The organism is Streptomyces sp. NBC_01551, from assembly GCF_026339935.1.
Taxonomy (GTDB): domain Bacteria; phylum Actinomycetota; class Actinomycetes; order Streptomycetales; family Streptomycetaceae; genus Streptomyces.
In genome coordinates this window covers 4,612,345-4,632,040 of sequence record NZ_JAPEPX010000001.1, presented here as the reverse complement: position 1 = coordinate 4,632,040, position 19,696 = coordinate 4,612,345, and the positions used below count along the sequence as shown (strand labels likewise).

General features: G+C 71.8%; 18 protein-coding genes. 14 read left to right on the top strand and 4 right to left on the bottom strand.

Annotated elements, in window-relative coordinates:
* The first annotated feature begins 148 nt into the window (after positions 1–148).
* From OG982_RS21145 to OG982_RS21125, 5 genes are all read left to right on the top strand, one after another.
* Positions 149–787 carry an AIM24 family protein gene (locus tag OG982_RS21145; protein ID WP_266784439.1) on the top strand — a complete coding sequence of 213 codons (639 nt, stop codon included), beginning with the start codon at positions 149–151 and terminating at the stop codon, positions 785–787.
* Complete coding sequence (locus OG982_RS21140) at positions 787–1,437, top strand: AIM24 family protein (protein WP_266784441.1); 651 nt, start codon at positions 787–789, stop codon at positions 1,435–1,437. The genes OG982_RS21145 and OG982_RS21140 overlap by 1 nt, the downstream gene beginning before the upstream one ends.
* Entirely contained in the window at positions 1,434–2,264 is an 831-nt protein-coding gene (locus OG982_RS21135; RefSeq protein WP_266949091.1) for an AIM24 family protein, read from the top strand. The genes OG982_RS21140 and OG982_RS21135 overlap by 4 nt, the downstream gene beginning before the upstream one ends.
* 79 nt (positions 2,265–2,343) lie before the next feature.
* Positions 2,344–2,820 (top strand): MarR family winged helix-turn-helix transcriptional regulator, encoded by a 477-nt coding sequence (locus tag OG982_RS21130; protein ID WP_266791812.1) that lies wholly within the window; start codon positions 2,344–2,346, stop codon positions 2,818–2,820.
* Positions 2,821–2,926: 106 nt separating this feature from the next.
* Positions 2,927–3,508, top strand: coding sequence for a PepSY domain-containing protein (locus tag OG982_RS21125; protein ID WP_266949089.1), 582 nt, complete (start codon positions 2,927–2,929; stop codon positions 3,506–3,508).
* A gap of 228 nt (positions 3,509–3,736) precedes the next feature.
* Here the strand turns inward: OG982_RS21125 and meaB are convergent, their stop codons facing one another.
* The gene (gene meaB, locus OG982_RS21120; protein ID WP_266784447.1) at positions 3,737–4,699 is read right to left on the bottom strand and encodes a methylmalonyl Co-A mutase-associated GTPase MeaB; all 963 of its coding nucleotides are present in this window, start codon (positions 4,697–4,699) and stop codon (positions 3,737–3,739) included.
* 11 nt (positions 4,700–4,710) lie between these two features.
* The gene (locus tag OG982_RS21115; RefSeq protein ID WP_266784449.1) at positions 4,711–5,925 is read right to left on the bottom strand and encodes an acetyl-CoA C-acetyltransferase; all 1,215 of its coding nucleotides are present in this window, start codon (positions 5,923–5,925) and stop codon (positions 4,711–4,713) included.
* Positions 5,926–6,062: 137 nt separating this feature from the next.
* Between OG982_RS21115 and mce the strand changes: the two genes are divergently transcribed.
* From mce to OG982_RS21080, 7 genes are all read left to right on the top strand, one after another.
* Positions 6,063–6,491: a methylmalonyl-CoA epimerase gene (gene mce, locus OG982_RS21110; protein WP_008738238.1), complete on the top strand. Its 429-nt coding sequence runs from the start codon at positions 6,063–6,065 to the stop codon at positions 6,489–6,491.
* 191 nt (positions 6,492–6,682) lie between these two features.
* On the top strand, positions 6,683–11,218 hold the full coding sequence (scy, locus tag OG982_RS21105; protein ID WP_266784451.1) for a polarized growth protein Scy: 4,536 nt from the start codon (positions 6,683–6,685) through the stop codon (positions 11,216–11,218).
* A gap of 194 nt (positions 11,219–11,412) precedes the next feature.
* A complete protein-coding gene (locus OG982_RS21100; protein ID WP_008738235.1) occupies positions 11,413–12,351 on the top strand; it encodes a cellulose-binding protein in 939 nt (312 codons plus the stop codon).
* A 126-nt stretch (positions 12,352–12,477) separates the two neighbouring features.
* Positions 12,478–13,494, top strand: coding sequence for an ABC transporter ATP-binding protein (locus tag OG982_RS21095; RefSeq protein WP_266784454.1), 1,017 nt, complete (start codon positions 12,478–12,480; stop codon positions 13,492–13,494).
* 2 nt (positions 13,495–13,496) lie between these two features.
* Complete coding sequence (locus tag OG982_RS21090; RefSeq protein WP_266784456.1) at positions 13,497–14,276, top strand: ABC transporter permease subunit; 780 nt, start codon at positions 13,497–13,499, stop codon at positions 14,274–14,276.
* A gap of 177 nt (positions 14,277–14,453) precedes the next feature.
* Positions 14,454–15,581 carry an ABC transporter ATP-binding protein gene (locus OG982_RS21085; protein ID WP_266784458.1) on the top strand — a complete coding sequence of 376 codons (1,128 nt, stop codon included), beginning with the start codon at positions 14,454–14,456 and terminating at the stop codon, positions 15,579–15,581.
* On the top strand, positions 15,578–16,456 hold the full coding sequence (locus OG982_RS21080; protein WP_266784460.1) for an ABC transporter permease: 879 nt from the start codon (positions 15,578–15,580) through the stop codon (positions 16,454–16,456). Before OG982_RS21085 ends, OG982_RS21080 begins: the two co-directional genes overlap by 4 nt.
* Positions 16,457–16,476: 20 nt before the next feature.
* Here the strand turns inward: OG982_RS21080 and OG982_RS21075 are convergent, their stop codons facing one another.
* On the bottom strand, positions 16,477–16,836 hold the full coding sequence (locus tag OG982_RS21075; RefSeq protein ID WP_266784462.1) for an ATP/GTP-binding protein: 360 nt from the start codon (positions 16,834–16,836) through the stop codon (positions 16,477–16,479).
* Positions 16,837–17,065: 229 nt separating this feature from the next.
* On the opposite strand from OG982_RS21075, the gene OG982_RS21070 reads away from it, so the two are divergent.
* On the top strand, positions 17,066–18,097 hold the full coding sequence (locus tag OG982_RS21070; RefSeq protein WP_266784464.1) for an LLM class flavin-dependent oxidoreductase: 1,032 nt from the start codon (positions 17,066–17,068) through the stop codon (positions 18,095–18,097).
* A gap of 89 nt (positions 18,098–18,186) precedes the next feature.
* On the opposite strand, the gene OG982_RS21065 is transcribed toward OG982_RS21070, so the two are convergent.
* Positions 18,187–18,579 carry an SCO5389 family protein gene (locus OG982_RS21065; RefSeq protein ID WP_069921977.1) on the bottom strand — a complete coding sequence of 131 codons (393 nt, stop codon included), beginning with the start codon at positions 18,577–18,579 and terminating at the stop codon, positions 18,187–18,189.
* A 220-nt stretch (positions 18,580–18,799) separates the two neighbouring features.
* Here OG982_RS21065 and nucS point away from each other — a divergent pair, with 220 nt between their 5' ends.
* The gene (gene nucS, locus OG982_RS21060) at positions 18,800–19,471 is read left to right on the top strand and encodes an endonuclease NucS (RefSeq protein ID WP_266784466.1); all 672 of its coding nucleotides are present in this window, start codon (positions 18,800–18,802) and stop codon (positions 19,469–19,471) included.
* The last annotated feature ends 225 nt before the right edge of the window (positions 19,472–19,696 follow it).

Sequence of the window (19,696 nt, the reverse complement as noted above, 5' to 3'; positions counted from 1 at the left end):
GCGGGATCTTGACCCGGGTCCCGGTCGGCGCGCGCGGTGGCCGGCGGGGCCGCGGAAGGGGGCCCGGCACGGCCGTTGGTGCCCGAGTGTGGCGCATATCGGCCACGAGGCCCTGTTCGGGGCCGCCCGCTGCCGATAACGTCATCCCGTGGCTCAGTTCCGACTTAAAGGCAGCAAGGTGCTCGCCGTCGACCTGACCGGGGACGCCGTGAAAGCGAAGAACGGCTCCATGGTCGCGTACGACGGACAGATGGCCTTCAAGAAGATGACCGGCGGTGGCGAAGGCCTCCGCGGCATGGTGACCCGCCGGCTGACCGGCGAGCAGATGACCGTGATGGAAGTGCAGGGGCACGGCACCTGCTTCTTCGCCGACCGCGCGAGCGAGATCAACCTCGTCGACCTGCGCGGCGAGAAGCTCTACGTGGAGTCCAGCAACCTGCTGTGCACCGACGCGGGGCTGCGCACCGGCACCACCTTCACCGGCCTGCGCGGCGGGGCGACGGGCAACGGCCTGTTCACCACGACCGTCGAGGGCACCGGGCAGGCGGCGATCATGTCGGACGGCCCGGCGGTGGTGCTGCGCGTCAGCGCCCAGTACCCGCTCTCCGTCGACCCGGGGGCGTACATCGCGCACACCGGCAACCTCCAGCAGTCCTTCCAGTCCGGCGTGAACTTCCGCACGCTGATCGGCGAGGGCTCCGGCGAGGCGTTCCAGATCCGCTTCGAGGGCGAGGGCCTGGTGTACGTGCAGCCCAGCGAGCGCAACACCATCGGGGGCGACGTCTGATGCCGTTCCGCGAGATCAACTCCAAAATGGTCGAGGCCCAGGTGATCCCGGGGCAGAAGATGTACAGCCAGCGCGGCGCGATGCTCGCGTACCGCGGCGACGTCTCCTTCACCCCGAGCCTGACGGGCGGTCAGGGCGGGGTGATGGGCATGATCGGCCGCCGGGTGGCGAACGAGCAGACCCCGCTGATGACGGTCGAGGGCAGCGGCACCGTGATGTTCGGCCACGGCGGCCACCACATCCAGGTGATCAGCCTGACCGGCGAGACGCTCTACGTCGAGGCCGACCGGCTGCTGGCCTTCGACGGCACCCTCCAGCAGGGCACGATGTTCATGGGCTCGCAGGGCGGTGTCATGGGCATGGTGCGTGGCCAGGTGACCGGCCAGGGCCTGTTCACCACGACCCTCAAGGGCCACGGCTCGGTCGCCGTGATGGCCCACGGCGGGGTCATCGAACTCCCCATCACCCCCCAGCGCCCGGTGCACGTGGACCCGCAGGCGTACGTCGCCCACCACGGCGAGGTCCGCAACAAGCTCTCCGCCGCGCTCGGCTGGCGGGACATGGTGGGACGCGGTTCGGGTGAGGCGTTCCAGCTGGAGCTGTCCGGCCAGGGCGCCGTGTACGTGCAGGCCTCGGAGGAGAAGCTGTGAATTTTGGACCCGTGCCCGGTGGGCCTGGCGGCCCGACCGTGTTCGACCCGTACTCCCTGCCCTCCGACGACAACGTGAACCCGTACACCTTCTGCGTGGAGCTCAAGGGGAGCCAGTGGTTCCTGCAGAAGGGCAAGATGATCTCGTACTACGGGCGCATCGAGTTCAACGGCGTGGGCAACGGCCGCTTCGACCGGCTGCTGCGCACCAGCTTCCACTCGCCGATGCACGCCGCCGACTGGGTGGTGGCCGAGGGCCAGGGCAAGATGCTGCTGGCCGACCGCGCGTTCGACGTGAACTCGTACGACCTGGACAATGGGAACCTGACGATCCGGTCGGGCAACCTGCTGGCCTACCAGCCGACGCTGGCGCTGAAGCAGTCCATCGTGCCGGGCTTCCTGACGCTGATCGGAACCGGAAAGTTCGTGGCGGCGTCCAACGGACCAGTGGTGTTCATGGAGCCTCCGCTGCGCGTGGACCCGCAGGCGCTGGTGGGCTGGGCCGACTGCCCTTCGCCGTGCCACCACTACGACCACGGCTACATGACGGGAGTGATGGGCGGCCTGCGCTCGCTGACGGGCATCGGCGGCAACTCGGGCGAGGAGCACCAGTTCGAGTTCGTGGGCGCGGGGACGGTCCTGCTCCAGTCCTCGGAGATGCTGATGGCGGAGCAGGCGATCGGCGCCGTCGGGGGCGCGGAGTCCGCCGGGGTCCCGGGTGCCGGGTACGGCGGTGGCCACGGCGGCCAGGGTGGCCAGGGTGGCCAGCTGGGCGTTCCGCGGATGCCCGGACAGCTGGGTGACCTGCAGCGGCGCCTCGGCCTGTGAGCGCCCGCGGGAGCGACCGCAGATCTTCCTGTTTTTGTACGTAATTCAACTTCTTAGGTAGAGTTCATTCATGGAGACCATGGAGACCGAGACGGCCACGCGCTGGCTGACCGACGCCGAGCAGTGCGCCTGGCGCACCCATCTGGACGTCAGCAGACTGCTGATGCACCAGCTGGAAAAGGATCTCCAGCCCTTCGGACTCACCAATAACGACTACGAGATCCTCGTGAACCTTTCGGAGTCCGAGGGACTGCGGATGCGGATGAGCGACCTCGCGACGTCGACGCTGCAGTCCAAGAGCCGGCTGTCCCACCAGATCACCCGGATGGAGGCGGCCGGCCTCGTCCGCCGGGTGAACTGCGAGTCCGACCGCCGCGGCCTGTTCGCGGTGCTCACCGACGAGGGCATGGAGCTCATGCGGAAGGTCGCCCCGCACCACGTGGCGTCCGTCCGCCGGCACTTCATCGACCTGCTGTCCCCGGAGGCCCTCGCGGCGCTGCGGGAGTCGCTGAACCCGGTGGCCGACCACCTGCGGACCAACCGCGGCAAGGGCTGACCGCGCGCCGTCCGTGCGGGTTTCCCGGAGAATGGGCCGTATCGCCCACTCGCCGGCCGCCCGCCGAGCAACCGTAAGCGCCCCGGCCGGCCCGAGGAGGTCAGCCATGCAGCGCAACGCGTACATCTCGACGGCCGCGGCCGTGGTCCTGATGGTGGGGGGCCCGGCCGCGGCCGTCGCCGCGTCCCCCTCCGACGCGGCCAGAACCGGCTCCGCCGCGGCGGCGCGCGTCGACGTCGACGCCGCGGGAGCGGCCGCGGCGGCCGTGAAGCACTATCCCGGCACCGTCGAGTCCCTCGACAAGGACGGCCCGGTCTGGCACGTCGACGTGATCGGCAAGAACGGTACGCACGCCGAGCTGACGGTCGACACCCGCAGCGGCAAGGTCTTCACCGAGAACGCGGACGACGACGGTGACGACGACTCCGGTGAGCAGAAGCAACTGCTCGCCGCGAAGGTCACCGCCCAGCAGGCGATCAAGGCGGCCGTCAAGGCCCATCCCGGCCAGGTCCAGTCGGTGGACTGGGACGACGACGGCAACGGCGGCTCCGACTACTGGAACGTGGAGATCAAGTCCGCCAACGGCGACACCAAGAACGTCCACGTCGATCCCACGACCGGCAAGGCCACCGTGTCCTCGTCGGACTCGGACAACGACGAGAACGACGACGACGAGAACGACAACTGAGCCTGCGCGGCGGACCCGGCGCCCCTAGACTGGCGAACGCCCGGATTACCCCGATCTTCGAGGGAGTGGCGTCATGGCCAAGCGCGGCAACAAGAAGCGAGCACGCAAGAAGAAGAAGGCGAACCACGGCAAGCGTCCCAACGCCTGACCGCTGCGCCGTACGGACACGCGAGCGCCGCGCCCCGGGAAGGAACCGGGGCGCGGCGCTCGCGTGTGCCCAGGGGCCGCTCAGGCCTCCGTCAGCGTCGCCAGCAGCGCGTCCGAGGCCGCGTACGGGTCCAGCTCGCCCGTCGCGACCCGGGCGGCCAGCGCGTCGAGGTGCGCGTCGCCGTGCAGATCGGCCATCCGGGCCCGCAGGGCCGTCACAGCGATGGTCTCGACCTCGCGGGCCGCCCGGGCCGTGCGGCGCTCGGCCAGCACCCCGCGCTTGTCCATCCACTCCCGGTGCTTCTCCAGCGCCTCGACCAGCTCGTCGATGCCCTGCCCGCGCGCTGCGACCGTCTTGACGATCGGCGGCCGCCAGTCGTCCCGGCCCCGGGCCTCGCCCAGGCCCAGCATGTGGTTCAGCTCCCGGGCGGTGGCGTCCGCGCCGTCCCGGTCCGCCTTGTTCACCACGTACACGTCGCCGATCTCCAGGATGCCCGCCTTCGCGGCCTGGATCCCGTCGCCCATCCCGGGGGCCAGCAGCACCACCGAGGTGTCGGCCTGCGAGGCGATCTCCACCTCCGACTGCCCGACCCCGACCGTCTCGACCAGGATCACCTCGCAGCCGGCCGCGTCCAGCACCCGGATCGCCTGCGGGGCGGCCCACGCGAGGCCGCCCAGGTGGCCGCGGGTGGCCATGGAGCGGATGTAGACCCCCGGGTCCGAGGCGTGGTCCGACATCCGCACCCGGTCGCCGAGGAGCGCGCCCCCGCTGAACGGCGAGGACGGGTCCACGGCGAGCACGCCGACGCGCTTGCCGGCCTTGCGGTAGGCCGACACCAGCGCCGAGGTGGACGTGGACTTGCCCACGCCCGGGGAGCCGGTCAGGCCCACCACGTACGCCCCGCCGGTCAGCGGGGCCAGGGCCGCCATCACCTCGCGCAGTTGCGGGGACGCCCCCTCGACCAGTGAGATCAGCCGGGCCACGGCCCGCGGCCGGCCCTCGCGGGCCTGCGCCACCAGCGTGGGGACGTCCACCGTCGTCATCCGAGCAGCACCTACGCCTTCGCGCCGTTGCCGGGCACGCGGACGATCAGCGCGTCGCCCTGGCCGCCGCCGCCGCACAGCGCGGCCGCGCCGATGCCGCCGCCGCGGCGCTTGAGCTCCAGCGCCAGGTGCAGCACCACGCGGGCGCCGGACATGCCGATCGGGTGGCCCAGCGCGATGGCGCCACCGTTGACGTTCACCTTTTCCGGGGACACGCCGAGGTCCTTGACCGACTGGACGGCGACCGCCGCGAAGGCCTCGTTGATCTCGATGAGGTCCAGGTCACCGACCTCCAGGCCGTCCTTCTTCAGGGCGTGCAGGATGGCGTTCGTCGGCTGCGGGTGCAGCGAGTTGTCCGGGCCGGCCACGTTGCCGTGGGCTCCGATCTCGGCGAGCCACTCCAGGCCCAGCTCCTCGGCCTTCGCCTTGCTCATCACGACCACGGCGGCGGCGCCGTCGCTGATCTGGGAGGAGCTTCCGGCGGTGATGGTGCCGTCCTTGGTGAAGGCCGGGCGCAGCTTGGCCAGGGACTCGGCCGTGGTCTCCGGGCGGACGCCCTCGTCGTGCGCGAAGACGACCGGGTCGCCCTTGCGCTGCGGGATCTCGACGGGGGTGATCTCGGCGTCGAAGACGCCGTTCTTCTGCGCCGCGGCGGCCTTCTGGTGCGAGAGCGCCGAGAACTCGTCCTGCGGGGCGCGCTCGATGCCGAGGAGGGTGTTGTGGTGCTCGGTGGACAGCCCCATCGGGATGTTCTCGAACGCGTCGGTGAGACCGTCGTACGCCATGGCGTCGAGCATCTCGATGGCGCCGTACTTGTAGCCCTCGCGGGACTTCGGGAGCAGGTGCGGGGCGTTGGTCATGGACTCCTGGCCGCCGGCGACCACGATGTCGAACTCACCGGCGCGGATCAGCTGGTCGGCCAGCGCGATGGCGTCCAGGCCCGAGAGGCACACCTTGTTCACGGTGAGCGCGGGCACGTTCATGGGGATGCCGGCCTTGACCGCGGCCTGGCGGGCGGGGATCTGGCCCGCGCCGGCCTGGAGCACCTGGCCCATGATCACGTACTGGACCTGGTCGCCGGAGATCCCGGCCCGCTCCAGCGCGGACTTGATGGCGAAGCCGCCGAGGTCGGCGCCCGAGAAGGACTTCAGCGAGCCGAGCAGCCGCCCCATGGGCGTGCGGGCCCCTGCGACGATCACTGACGTGGTGTTGTTCGTTCCGGACATGAGGCACAGCCCCTTGCAGATGAGGAGTGAACGAGGGTTTACCTGAATGTACTGAGCGGTACCCGCCCCGTCACCCGGCAGTCGGTGTGATCGCTGGCACGTTGCGTGACCACCCTCCTCGGCGGTGCACTGGTCCCATGCTGACAAGAATCGACCACATCGGGATCGCCTGCTTCGACCTGGACAAGACTGTCGAGTTCTACCGTGCCACCTACGGGTTCGAGGTGTTCCACTCCGAGGTCAACGAGGAGCAGGGCGTCCGCGAGGCCATGCTCAAGATCAACGAGACCTCCGACGGCGGGGCCTCGTACCTCCAGCTCCTGGAGCCCACCCGCGAGGACTCCGCGGTCGGCAAGTGGCTGGCCAAGAACGGTGAGGGGGTCCACCACATCGCGTTCGGCACCGAGGACGTCCAGGGCGACTCGGAGGCCATCCGCGGCAAGGGCGTCCGGGTCCTGTACGACCAGCCGCGCACCGGTTCCATGGGCTCTTCCATCACCTTCCTCCACCCCAAGGACTGCCACGGAGTCCTCACCGAACTGGTCACCTCCAACCCCGAGCACTGACGGATCACTGATGGCCCGATTCCCCGGCCGGTAGAGTGGCCGTGGCTCGGCCGGGGTTCGGTGCGGAGACGGGGTCGGGGCCTGTGGACCCTGCCCCCATCTGACACCATTCCCCCGGGGGCGTCGTTCAGCGGGCGAGCGATGCTCAATTGGGAGTGAGCTTGCGACCAGGGGACGGATGGGACCGCGCTGTGCGGGGCTACGAAAGCCAGGAGAGCCATCAGGCTGAAGCCGACCATCTCTCGCGCTTCGAAGCCGAGATGGAGCGGCTGAAGAAGGAGCGCGGGAAGGCCGTCCAGCACGCCGAGGACCTGGGGTACCAGGTCGAGGTGTTGCGGGCCAAGCTCCACGAGGTACGCCGCAGCCTGGCGTCCCGTCCGGCCTACGACAGTGCGGACATGGGCTACCAGGCGGAGCAGCTGCTCCGCAATGCCCAGATCCAGGCCGACCAGATGCGCTCCGACGCCGAGCGCGAACTGCGCGACGCCCGGGCGCAGACCCAGCGCATCCTGCAGGAGCACGCCGAGCACCAGGCGCGCCTGCAGGCCGAGCTGCACACCGAGGCCGTAAACCGGCGCCAGCGGCTGGACCAGGAGCTCAACGAGCGCCGCCAGACCGTCGAGGCGCACGTCAACGAGAACGTGGCGTGGGCCGAGCAGCTGCGCGCCCGTACCGAGGCGCAGGCGCGCCGGCTCATGGAGGAGTCCCGGGCCGAGTCCGAGCAGGCGCTGAACGCCGCCCGCTCCGAGGCCGCCCGGCTCGCCGAGGAGGCCCGCCGCCGGCTGACCTCCGACGCCGAGGCCGCCCGCGCCGAGGCCGAGAACACGCTGCTGCGCGCCCGCAAGGAGGCCGAGCGGCTGCTCACCGCCGCGTCCTCGCAGGCCCAGGAGGCCAGCGAGCACGCGGAGCGGCTGCGTTCCACCACCTCCGCCGAGGCCGAGCAGACCCGGCAGCAGACCCTGGACCTCGGCCGGGTGGCCGAGGCCCGCGTCCAAGAGGCCGACGGGGCGCTGCGCACGGCCCGCGCCGAGGCCGAGAAGCTGCTCGCGGACGCCAAGGAGAGCGCCGCCCGGCAGCTGTCCTCGGCCGAGTCCGTCAACGAGCAGCGCACCCGGACCGCCAAGGAGCAGGTCGCCCGGCTGGTCGGCGAGGCCACCAAGGATGCCGAGGTCCTCAAGGCGGAGGCCGAGCAGACCCTGGCCGACGCCCGCGCCGCCGTGGAGCGGATGCGCACCGAGGCCGGCGAGCAGGCGCGTGCCGCGGCCGCCGAGGACACCGCGGCGCAGCTGGCGAAGGCGGCCCGCACGGCCGAGGACGTACTGAACAAGGCCTCGGAGGACGCCCGGGCGACGACCCGCGCCGCGTCCGAGGAGGCCGAGCGGATCCGCCGCGAGGCGGAGTCCGAGGCGGAGCGGCTGCGCGCCCAGGCGGCGGCCACAGCCGACGAGCTCAAGGGCGCCGCGAAGGACGACACCGAGGAGTACCGGGCCCGCACGGTCGAACTCCAGGAGGAGGCCCGGCGGCTGCGCGGCGAGGCCGAGCAGCTGCGCGCCGAGGCCGTCGCCGAGGGCGAGCGGATCCGGGGCGAGGCCCGCCGCGAGGCGGTCCAGCAGATCGAGGAGGCGGCCAAGACCGCCGAGGAGCTGCTGGGCAAGGCCAAGGCGGACGCGGACGAGCTGCGCGGCGGGGCGAGCGCCGAGAGCGAGCGGGTCCGCGCCGAGGCCGTCGAGCGGGCCACCACGCTGCGCCGGCAGGCCGAGGAGACCCTGGAGCGCACCCGCGCCGAGGCCGAGCGGCTGCGCGCGGAGGCCGAGGAGCAGGCGGAGGCAGTCCGGGCCGAGGCCGACGCGGCGGCGCGCGAGCGGCGCGAGCAGACCGAGCAGGCGCTGGCCGCGAAGCGGGCGGAGGCCGACGAGGAGCTCGTGCGGCTGCACACCGACGCCGAGGGCCGGCTGTCCACCGCCGAGCAGACGCTGCGCGACGCCCGCGCGGCGGCGGAGAACATCCGCCGGGAGACGACCGAGGAGAACGACCGGCTGCGTGCCGAGTCGGCGGAGCGGATCCGCACCCTCCAGACGCAGTCGGAGGCGGAGGCCGACCAACTGCGCACCGAGGCGGCGCAGGACGCCGGCCGGGTGCGCGCCGAGGCCGAGCAGGTGGCCGTACGGCTGCGCGGCGAGGCCGAGGCCGAGGCGGAGCGGGTGCGCTCCGAGGCCCAGGAGACGGCGGACCGGCTGCGCGCGGAGGCGAAGGCCGCCGCGGAGCGGGTCTCCGCGGAGGCCGCGGAGGCGCTGGCCGCCGCCCAGGAGGAGGCCGCCCGGCGCCGCCGCGAGGCCGAGGAGACGCTGGCCGCGGCCCGCACGGACGCGGGCAACGAGCGGGCGCAGGCCCGTGAGCAGAGCGAGGAACTGCTGGCGCAGGCCCGCAAGCGCTCCGAGGAGGCGCAGGCCGAGGCGGTCTGGCTGACCGAGGAGGCCGAGCGGCGCGCGTCGGAGGTCGTGTCGGCGGCCGAGGCCACCGCGCAGCAGGTGCGGGACTCCGTGGCCGGGCTGCACGAGCAGGCCGAGGAGGAGATCGCCGGGCTGCGCAGCGCCGCCGAGCACGCGGCGGAGCGTACGACGACGGAGGCGGAGGCCGAGGCCGCCCGCGTCCGCGCGGACGCCTACGACGAGCGCGAGCGCGCCACCGGGGACGCCAACCGGATCCGCGCCGAGGCGCGGGCCGAGACGGACGCGGCGAAGGCGCTGGCCGAGCGCACGGTCGGCGACGCGATCGCCGAGGCGGAGCAGCTGCGCACCGACACCGCGGAGTACGCGCAGCGGGTGCGTACCGAGGCGACGGACGCGCTGGCCGCGGCCGAGCGCGACGCGACCCGTACCCGCGCGGACGCCCGGGACGACGCGAACCGCATCCGCGGCGAGGCGGCGGAGTCCCTGGAGGCCTCCCGCTCGGAGGGCGGCCGGATCGTCGCCGAGGCGACGGCGGAGGCCAAGCGGCTGACCGACGAGACCGAGGCCGCGAACGCGGTGACGGTCGGCGAGGCGGCGGCGGAGGCCGAGCGGCTGACCACCGAGGCGGCCCTGGCGGCCGACGCCACCCGCGCCGAGGCGGCGGGCACCCTGGACGAGGCGCGCTCCGAGGCCAACCGGCTGCGCAGCGAGGCCGCCGAGCAGGCGGACCGGCTCATCACCGAGGCCGCGTCCGAGGCCGAGCGGCTCACGCAGGAGACGCGCGCCGCGAACGAGGCCACGGTCGGCGAGGCGACGGCGAAGGCCGAGCGGCTCACGAAGCAGGCGGCCGAGACGATGGCCGCGGCCGAGCGGGACGCGGCGCGGATCCTGGTCGACGCCCGTACCGAGGGCGACCGGCTGGTCGACGAGACGCGCGTGGCCAACGAGGCCACGGTCGGCGAGGCGGCGGCGGAGGCCGAGCGGCTGCGCACGGAGGCGGCCCGGTCCCTGGACGAGGCCCGCGCGGAGGGCGGCCGGATCATCGGCGAGGCCACCGCGGAGGCCGAGCGGGTCACGGTCGCGGCGAGCGAGACGCTGGAGAGCGCCGAGCGGGAGTCCGAGCAGACCCTCGACGAGGCGCGCGAGGCGGCGAACCGGCTGCGCAGCGAGGCCGCCGAGCAGGCGGACCGGCTCATCACCGAGGCGGCGTCCGAGGCGGACAAGCTCGTCGAGCAGACCCGCAAGGACAACGAGCGCACGGTCGGCGAGGCCGCCACCGAGGCGGAGCGGCTGCGCGCGGAGGCGTCGGAGGCCCTGGCCTCGGCGCAGGAGCACGCGACCCGTACCCGGTCGGAGGCCGAGCGGGTCAAGGCGGCGGCCGCGAGCGAGGCGGAGCGCACCCGTACGCAGGCCCGTACCGAGTCCGAGCGGATGCTGGACGAGGCGCGCGAGGCGGCCAACAAGCGCCGTACCGAGGCCGCGGAGCAGGTGGACCGGCTCATCACCGAGGCCTCGGCGGAGGCCGAGAAGCTGACCTCCGACGCGCAGCAGCAGGCCCTCGCCGCCACCACGGCGGCCGAGGAGCAGGCGGACGCGATGGTCGACGCGGCGCGCAAGGAGGCCGCGCGGATCACCTCGGAGGCGACGATCGAGGGCAACTCCCTGGTGGAGAAGGCCCGTACGGACGCGGACGAGCTGCTGGTCGGCGCGCGGACGGACGCGTCGGCCATAAGAGAGCGGGCGGAGGAGCTGCGCGCCCGCGTCGAGGGCGAGGTCGAGGAGCTGCACGAGCGTGCGCGCCGGGAGTCGGCCGAGCAGATGAAGTCGGCCGGCGAGCGCGTGGACAAGCTCGTGCGCGCGGCGACCGAGCAGAGCGTGGAGGCCGAGGCGAAGGCCAAGGCGCTGGTGTCGGACGCGAGCAGCGAGGCGAGCAAGGTCCGCATCGCGGCGGTCCGCAAGGCGGAGACGCTGCTGAAGGAGGCCGAGCAGAAGAAGGCCGGCGTGGTCCGCGAGGTCGAGTCGACGCTGGCGGAGGCCAGGGCGGAGGCGGAGCGGCTCGTCGAGGAGGGGCGGCGTGAGCTGGAGGTCCTGGTGCGCAGGCGCGAGGACATTCAGGCGGAGATCTCCCGTGTCCAGGACGTTCTTGAGGCGTTGGAATCATTCGAGGCGCCTTCGGGTGGCGCGAAGCCCGGAGTCGGCGGCCAGGGCGCGGGGGGCGTGAAGGCCGGCGCGACAGCGGGTTCCACTCGTTCGGGTGGTAAGGCGTCAGAGGGCTAGTCGAGACCCGTGATTGTGTGCGCCTGATGAAGGTTCACACGAACGGGTGACAAGCATTCCGCCGCCTTGCCACTCAAAAGGGGTGTCATTGTCCAGATCAAACGGGGATTGACTCGATGACACGCCGTCTGGGCGCCTAGGATTCCCCTAACACCTCACGTAGCACCTCACCGGTCTCATTCGACAGGAACCCCATGAGCGACTCTCACTCCCCCTTCGGCTTCGAGCTCGTGCGGCGTGGTTACGACCGCGGTCAGGTGGACGACCGCATTACCAAGCTGGTGTCCGACCGCGACAGCGCACTTGGCCGTATCAACTCTCTGGAAAAGCGGATCGAGGAACTGCACCTCGAGACGCAGAACGCCCAGGCCCAGGTGAGCGACGCCGAGCCGTCGTACGCCGGCCTCGGCGCCCGGGTCGAGAAGATCCTGCGCCTGGCCGAGGAGGAGGCGAAGGACCTGCGCGAGGAGGCCCGTCGCGCGGCCGAGCAGCACCGTGAGCTCGCCGAGTCGGCCGCCCAGCAGGTGCGCAACGACGCCGAGTCGTTCGCCGCCGACCGCAAGTCGAAGGCGGAGGACGAGGGCGTCCGTATTGTCGAGAAGGCCAAGGCCGATTCGGCCACCCTGCGCTCCGAGGCCCAGAAGGACGCGGCCTCCAAGCGCGAGGAGGCGGACGCGCTCTTCGAGGAGACCCGCGCCAAGGCCGCCCAGGCCGCCGCGGACTTCGAGACCAACCTGGCCAAGCGCCGCGAGCAGTCCGAGCGTGACCTCGCCTCCCGCCAGGCCAAGGCCGAGAAGCGCCTCGCGGAGATCGAGCACCGCGCCGAGCAGCTGCGCCTGGAGGCCGAGAAGCTGCGTACGGACGCCGAGCGCCGGGCCCGCCAGACCGTGGAGACCGCGCAGCGCCAGGCCGAGGACATCGTGGCCGACGCCAACGCCAAGGCCGACCGGATCCGCAGCGAGTCCGAGCGCGAGCTGGCGGCGCTCACCAACCGCCGCGACTCGATCAACGCCCAGCTGACCAACGTCCGCGAGATGCTGGCGACGCTGACGGGCGCGGCCGTCGCCGCCGCCAACCCGATCGTCGACGACGAGCCGGTCACCCGCGGCGTTCCGGCGCAGCAGAGCCGCTAGTCGTTCGAGCCGTACGAGCCGTGCCTGCTCTCCGGTAGGGGAACGGCGGCGGAACAGTGTGCCCGAGGGCCCCGTGCCACCCGTTGTGCGGTGGCGTGGGGCCCTCGGGCGTTCTAGCGTGAGCCAATGATCGAGCTTGAGGGACTTACCAAGCGATTCGGCGCCAAGCTCGCCGTGGACGACCTCAGCTTCCAGGTCCGGCCAGGGGTGGTCACCGGCTTCCTCGGCCCCAACGGGGCCGGCAAGTCCACGACCATGCGCATGATGCTGGACCTCGACAACCCGACCAGCGGCACCGTCAGGATCGACGGGAAGCACTACCGGGACCTGCCGGAGCCCCTGAAGTACATCGGGGCGCTGCTGGACGCGAAGGCCATGCACGGCGGCCGCAGCGCGTACAACAACCTGCTCTGCCTCGCCCAGGCGAACCGCATCCCCGCGCGCCGGGTCGACGAGGTGCTGGACCTGGTCGGTCTGACGGCCGTGGCCCGGCAGAAGTCGAAAAGATTTTCGCTCGGCATGGGGCAGCGGCTGGGAATCGCCGCCGCACTGCTCGGTGATCCGGAGATCCTCATGTTCGACGAACCCGTCAATGGTCTGGATCCCGAGGGAATTCTCTGGATCAGGAATCTCATGAAAGGGCTGGCAGGAGAGGGAAGGACGATCTTCGTTTCGTCTCACCTGATGAGCGAAATGGCACTGACCGCAGACCATTTGGTCGTGATCGGTCAGGGAAAGCTGCTCGCCGACTTGTCGATGGCCGATTTCATCCAGCGGAACTCCCGCAGTTACGTGCGCGTTCGCTCCCCGCAGCTGGAGCGGCTGAAGGGAGTGCTGCACGCGGAGGGAATCGACGCCATCAGCGTCCCGGCCACCGGCACCCTGGAGATCGACGGCGTGGCCGCCGAGCGGCTCGGGGAGCTGGCCGCCCGGCACCAGATCGTGCTCCACGAACTCAGCCCGCAACGGGCCTCACTGGAGGAAGCGTTCATGCGCATGACGGCGGACTCCGTCGAGTACCACGCCCACGCTCCGGGCACCACCGGCGTGCCCGCGGGAATGGCGGCCGACAATCCGGCCCGGCCGGCCGACGTCCCCGCCTGGGGCGCCGGGTTCGAGGCGACGCGCAAGGGCGGAAAGTGACCATGTCCGCTTTCCCCGCCGTCCTCAACTCCGAGTGGACCAAGATCCGTACGGTCGCCTCCACGACCTGGACCCTGGTCGCCGCCCTGGTCGTCACCGTCGGGGTCAGCTCCGGGCTCTGCGCGCTCTTCAACGCCACCTTCGACGACTTGCCGAAGCAGCAGCAGCTCACCTTCGATCCGACCCTGGCGAGTTTCGCCGGCATGACCCTCGGCCAGCTGGCGATGATCATCTTCGGCGTGCTGGTGGTCGGCACCGAGTACAGCACCGGCATGATCCGCACCTCGCTCGCCGCCGTACCGCAGCGCGCGCAGCTGCTCTTCGGCAAGCTCACCGTCGCCACCGCGCTGGCGCTGGCCGTGGGCCTCGCGACCAGCTTCCTGTCCTTCTTCCTGGGACAGGCCGTCCTGGGCGAGCGCAGCATCGACATCGGCGAGGAGGGCGTCCTGCGCGCCGTGATCGGCGCAGGGCTCTACATGGCGCTGATCGCGCTGTTCTCGATGGGCGTGGCCACGATGCTGCGCAGCTCGGTGCTGGCGATCTGCATCCTGGTCCCGTTCTTCCTGCTGATCTCCAGGATCCTCAACGGGGTGTCCGCCACCCGCAAGGTCGCCCAGTACCTCCCCGACCAGGCCGGCTCCAAGATCATGCAGGTGGTTCCCGGGGCGATGGACAGAGGCGAGACGCCGTACGGCCCGTGGGGCGGCCTCGGGATCATGGTCCTGTGGGTGGCGGCTTCCGTACTCGGGGGCTACCTGGTCCTCAAGAACCGGGACGCCTGACGGACCGGGCGGCGGGCGCGTCCGCCTTGAGGCGGACGTCCGGCGTACTACGGGAGATCCCCGGGACGGTCTCAGGGGAAGCTCAGGGATCGCTCCCGGATGGAACCGCACGGGAGTCGTTATCCTCTTAATCCTTACGCGGGCGAGAGTCGTCCCGGCCTGGTAAGGGGCAGAACCATGATCGAGGCAGTCGGCCTGACCAAGCGCTTCGGCGCCAAGACCGCCGTCGACCAGCTGTCCTTCCAGGTCAGGCCTGGTCACGTCACCGGATTCCTGGGGCCCAACGGCTCCGGGAAGTCCACCACCATGCGCATGATCGTCGGGCTCGACCGGCCCACCTCCGGTCATGTCACGATCAACGGCGCGCCGTTCCGGGACCTTCCGAACGCCCAGCGGCACGTCGGGGCCCTGCTCGACGCCAAGGCCGTGCACGGCGGCCGGCGGGCCCGCACCCACCTCCTGTCGGTCGCCCAGCTCTCCGGGATCCCCGAGAAGCGGGTCGACGAGGTCCTGGGCGTCGTCGGCCTCCAGGACGTGGCCCGCCAGCGTACGAAGGGCTTCTCGCTCGGCATGGGCCAGCGGCTCGGCATCGCCACCGCCCTCCTCGGCGACCCGCAGGTGCTGCTCTTCGACGAGCCGGTCAACGGCCTCGACCCTGAGGGCATCCTCTGGGTCCGCAACCTCATGAAGCAGCTCGCCGCCGAGGGCCGGACCGTCTTCGTCTCCTCGCACCTGATGAGCGAGATGGCGCTGACCGCCGACCACCTCATCGTGATCGGCCGGGGCCGGCTGCTGGCCGACATGGGCACCCAGGACTTCATCACGCACAACTCGGCCGGATTCGCCCGGGTGCGCGCGGCCGAGACCGACGCTGACGGCCGGAACACCCTGGGTACCGCCCTGACCAAGGCGGGCGGCCGGGTGCTCCAGGAGCCCGACGGGGCGCTGCGGGTGACCGGGCTGGAGCTGCCCGCCATCTCCGACCTGGCGCACCAGGCCGGCGTACGGCTGTGGGAGCTGTCCCCGCACCGGGCCTCGCTGGAGGAGGCGTACATGCGGATGACCCAGTCCTCCGTCGAGTACACCTCCACCGACGACCCGCGGGCGGAGCTGTGGGAGCCGGAGCCGCTGACCGTCCCGGAGTGGGAGGACGGGCCGGCCGCCCCCGAGGTGCCCAAATCGGGGTTCTTCGCGCCTCCCCCGCCCGGAGCGGGCGGAGCGCCCTTCCTGATGCCGAGCGATCCCGGCGAGCTCGCCGGAGCCGCGAAGAACACCACCCCGACCCAGCCCGAGGACTCCCGATGACCGGCCCCGCGAAGACCGGCCCCGCGACGAGCGGCCCCACGACGACCGCGGACCGGCAGCCGGGCTACAGCTCCCCGCTGCCCACCACCCGGCCGCACCTGGGGCACGCCCTGGCCTCGGAGTGGACCAAGCTGACCTCGGTCCGCTCCACGGTGTGGACGCTGAGCCTGCTGGTGGTGACCGTCGTCGGCATCGGGCTGCTCTTCGTCGTCCAGACCGACAACATCGACTACTCCAGCATCCCCTTCACCACCCCGGCGATCTTCGGCCTGCTGATCGGGCAGCTGTCGGTGATGGTGCTCGGGGTGCTGACCATGACCTCGGAGCACGGCACCGGGCTGATCCGCACCACCTTCACCGCCGCCCCCGAGCGGCACCGGGTGCTCACCGCGAAGTACATCGTCTTCTCGTTCACCGCGTTCCTGGCCACCTCGGCCTCGGTCTTCGTGGTCACGCTCGCGGCCACCATCGTGCACAGCGGACCCGGATCCGGGCCGCACAGCGCCTCCGAGTGGACGGGCGCGCTGCTCGGCAGCCTCTACGTCACGCTGCTCGGGGTGCTCGCGCTGGCGCTGGGAGCGCTGCTGCGGCACTCGGCCGGGGCGATCGCCGCGATGATCGGCCTCGTCACGCTGCCGCCGGTGATAGGGGCGGTGCTCAGCATCTGGGAGGCCGGGAAGGCGATCGGGAACGCCCTCCTCCAGTACAACGCCCCGGTGGCGCTGATGCAGCTGTTCGGCATGACCGGGGCGGCCAAGGGCAACGACGAGTTCGGCGCGGTGCCGGGCGACGCGGCGCAGATGACGCTGATCCTGGTGCTGACCGGCGCCGCGGTGGCGGCCTCGTACGTGGTGGTGGGCCGCCGGGACGTGTAGGCCGACCCCGGACGTCCTTCTCAGTACTTCGGCGCGTTCCTGGACCGCTGCACCCGCGAGGTGCGGCGGTCCTTCGCGTTCCAGCAGGCCTTGTGCCAGTGCCGCCGGTCGTCCACGCCGCCGTACTCGGGCCAGGCCACCAGGTGCGGGGTGCCCGAAGGGATCTCCTGGTCGCAGCCCGGGCAGCGGTAGCGCTTGCCGGCCGCGCTGGCGCCCGCGACGTGCCGGACCTTCCACTGCTCGCCCTGGTACTCCTCGGTCCGCTCCAGCCCGTACCGGTCCATGCCCCCCGCGCCCTGCCCCGGGCCCGGACCGGAGCCGGACTCGGAACGGTCGGCTGGATTCCCGCCGCCCCTGGGGCGGTTGTGGCGCGGTGACACGTATACCTCACGAAGGCGCGTACGGAAGTGACTTTCTCCCAGACTACGCGCAGCGAGCCCGGGTACCCGCAGGGTGGCTGACAGAGACCGGGGCAATGAACGGACTGGCCCGACAATCTCAATAACTTTCCTGTCAGGCCGTGCCTTTGGCACGTGTCAGACGTTGTTGCCAGTAAGGAAACCGGTCCACCTGGGGGAGGCCGCGTCAGCCACGAGGAGGCTAAGGGCGATGCGCGTAGGAGCGTTTGTACTGGCGGCCCAGTTCCCGGGTCAGGGACAAGGGGAGCCGCTGCACCGGGCGGTACGGACCGCGGAGGTGGCCGAGGAGGCCGGACTGGACGCGGTCTGGCTGGCCGAGCACCACTTCGTCCCGTACGGGGTCTGCCCCTCGGCGGTGACCCTGGCGGCCCTGCTGCTCGGCCGGACCCGGCGGCTGCGGGTCGGCACTGCGGTGACCGTGCTGCCGAACACGCATCCGGTGGCCCTCGGCGAGCAGGCGGCGCTGCTGCACCTGACCTCCGGCGGCCGCTTCAGCCTCGGCGTCGGGCGCGGCGGGCCGTGGGTGGACCTGGAGGTGTTCGGGGGCGGCCTCGACTCGTACGAGAACGGCTTCCCGGAGGATCTGGACCTGCTGCGGCGCTGGCTGACCGAGCCCCGCGTGGCGGCCGCCGGCGAGCGGCACGGGTTCCGCGAGGTGGCCGTCGTACCGCGTCCGGCGGAGGCGCTGGACGGTGACGGGACTGGGCCGGAAGTGATCGTCGCGTGCACGTCGCCGAGCTCGGTACGACTGGCAGCCGAGCGGGGGCTGCCGATGCTGCTGGGCATGCACTGCGGGGACGAGGACAAGGCCGGCATGGTCGCGCTGTGGCGGCGGACCGCCCTCGCGGCGGGCCACCCGGCGGACCTGGTGCGCGATCCGGGGCACGTGTCGGCGGGCGTCTGCCAGCTGGCGGACCGGTCGGCGGACGCCCGCGAGACCCTGCTGAAGGCGATGCCGGGCTGGTTCAAGGTGGGCCTGGACGCCCATGTGACGGTGGACGGCCGGGAGCGCGCGATGCGCGACCCGGTCGCGTACACGGAGCTGCTGTGCCGGCTGCACCCCGTCGGCACGCCGCGGCTCGCGGCGGACCGGCTGGCGGCGACGTCCGAACGTACCGGCATCACCAGGTTCGCCCTGCTCACGGAGGGATCGGGCGATCTCGCCGCGACGGAGGAGAACGTACGGCGCCTCGGCGCCGAGGTCCTCCCCCGCCTCGGCTGAGGCCGGCGCCGGGCTGCCGCTCCGGTATCAGACACGCACCTCCCGCGATACGGAGCGGCAGCGAAGTACCTGTACCTGTGCCTGTACGACTAGCAGTCCCGCAGTTCGGGCGACTGGTTGAGCAGCTGGCCGCGGATCGAGGTGAACTTCGCCAGCCGGTCGTCAACCGAGGAGTCCAGCGGGAACACCGCCACCCGGTGACAGTTCTGGAAGGCAAGGCGCACTCCGAAGTGCCGCTGCAGCGCCCCGCGTATCGCGTCACTGGCGAGAGCGCGCAGCAGCTGGCCGCGCGCCTGCTCGTCCGGCGGCGGCGTCTGGTTGTCGGCGAACTGTCCGCCGTCCACCTTGAGCTGGGCCACCAGCGAGCTGATCATCTCCCATGCGTAAGGCAGGGAGGTCCGGACGCAGTCGACGAAGGCGGCTTCGTCGACCTCGCCTCGCTCGGCCTGTTCGAGTAGGGCCGGTGAGACGTCGAGCGACATGGGTTCTCCTCTCGTGACCCCGGCCGTCTGGGTTGCCGGAGTCTTACGGGCAGGGAGGGAGGCCGCGACGCAGTGTGCACGCTCGGCAACCTCCCGCTAACCACGGTAGGCGCCCCGGGGGTACCGCACCAGGAGAATGCGCATACAACGCGCCATCGGCGAACGGGGCTTTCAGGGGCGAATCGCGTGGAGGCCCGTCGGTCGAGTAGCGTTGCCGACCATGCGTCTCGTCATTGCCCGCTGCTCCGTCGACTACGCGGGTCGGCTCACCGCCCATCTGCCCTCGGCACCCCGTCTGATCCTCGTGAAGGCCGACGGCAGTGTCTCGATCCACGCGGACGACCGGGCGTACAAACCGCTCAACTGGATGTCGCCGCCGTGCACCCTCAAGGAGGGGAGCGGAGACGAGGCCGGCGTGTGGACGGTGGTCAACAAGGCGGGTGAGAAGCTCATCATCACCATGGAGGAAGTCCTCCACGACTCCTCCCACGAGCTGGGCATCGACCCGGGCCTCATCAAGGACGGCGTCGAGGCACACCTCCAGGAGCTCCTCGCGGACCGCATCGACACGCTGGGCGAGGGCTACACGCTGATCCGCCGCGAGTACATGACGGCGATCGGCCCGGTGGACATCCTGTGCCGGGACGCCTCCGGCGCGACGGTGGCGGTGGAGATCAAGCGGCGCGGGGAGATCGACGGCGTCGAGCAGCTGACCCGCTACCTGGAACTCCTCAACCGCGACCCGCACCTGGCCCCGGTCCGGGGCGTCTTCGCGGCCCAGGAGATCAAGCCCCAGGCCCGCGTCCTGGCGACGGACCGCGGCATGGACTGCGTCATCCTGGACTACAACGCCCTCCGCGGCATCGAGGACGACAAGCTCCGCCTGTTCTGACCACCCCGCTCCACCGCCCCCAGCCGCCACCCATTTTCAGCCTCACCGGCCCGGCCGGCGTTTGAGGCACGGGGCCTCGGGGCCGGCCCCCGGCCACTCCAGCCCCGCCGGCGATTCCGGCGCCGCCCGCTCCAGCGGCGCGAGCGTTTGAAGGCACGGGGGCTCGGGGCCGGCCCCCGACAGCGCCGCCACCCCGGCAAATCCGGCCCCGCCCACTCCAGCCCC

Bases quoted from the DNA above. Each gene is read 5' to 3' on its own strand.
- nucS (WP_266784466.1), top strand. From the start codon at position 18,800: ATGCGTCTCGTCATTGCCCGCTGCTCCGTCGACTACGCGGGTCGGCTC.
- OG982_RS21095 (WP_266784454.1), top strand. From the start codon at position 12,478: ATGATCGAGCTTGAGGGACTTACCAAGCGATTCGGCGCCAAGCTCGCC.
- OG982_RS21070 (WP_266784464.1), top strand. From the start codon at position 17,066: ATGCGCGTAGGAGCGTTTGTACTGGCGGCCCAGTTCCCGGGTCAGGGA.
- OG982_RS21100 (WP_008738235.1), top strand. From the start codon at position 11,413: ATGAGCGACTCTCACTCCCCCTTCGGCTTCGAGCTCGTGCGGCGTGGT.
- OG982_RS21085 (WP_266784458.1), top strand. From the start codon at position 14,454: ATGATCGAGGCAGTCGGCCTGACCAAGCGCTTCGGCGCCAAGACCGCC.
- OG982_RS21115 (WP_266784449.1), bottom strand. From the start codon at position 5,925: ATGTCCGGAACGAACAACACCACGTCAGTGATCGTCGCAGGGGCCCGC.
- OG982_RS21140 (WP_266784441.1), top strand. From the start codon at position 787: ATGCCGTTCCGCGAGATCAACTCCAAAATGGTCGAGGCCCAGGTGATC.
- OG982_RS21125 (WP_266949089.1), top strand. From the start codon at position 2,927: ATGCAGCGCAACGCGTACATCTCGACGGCCGCGGCCGTGGTCCTGATG.
- OG982_RS21090 (WP_266784456.1), top strand. From the start codon at position 13,497: ATGTCCGCTTTCCCCGCCGTCCTCAACTCCGAGTGGACCAAGATCCGT.
- OG982_RS21065 (WP_069921977.1), bottom strand. From the start codon at position 18,579: ATGTCGCTCGACGTCTCACCGGCCCTACTCGAACAGGCCGAGCGAGGC.
- OG982_RS21130 (WP_266791812.1), top strand. From the start codon at position 2,344: ATGGAGACCGAGACGGCCACGCGCTGGCTGACCGACGCCGAGCAGTGC.
- mce (WP_008738238.1), top strand. From the start codon at position 6,063: ATGCTGACAAGAATCGACCACATCGGGATCGCCTGCTTCGACCTGGAC.
- meaB (WP_266784447.1), bottom strand. From the start codon at position 4,699: ATGACGACGGTGGACGTCCCCACGCTGGTGGCGCAGGCCCGCGAGGGC.
- OG982_RS21080 (WP_266784460.1), top strand. From the start codon at position 15,578: ATGACCGGCCCCGCGAAGACCGGCCCCGCGACGAGCGGCCCCACGACG.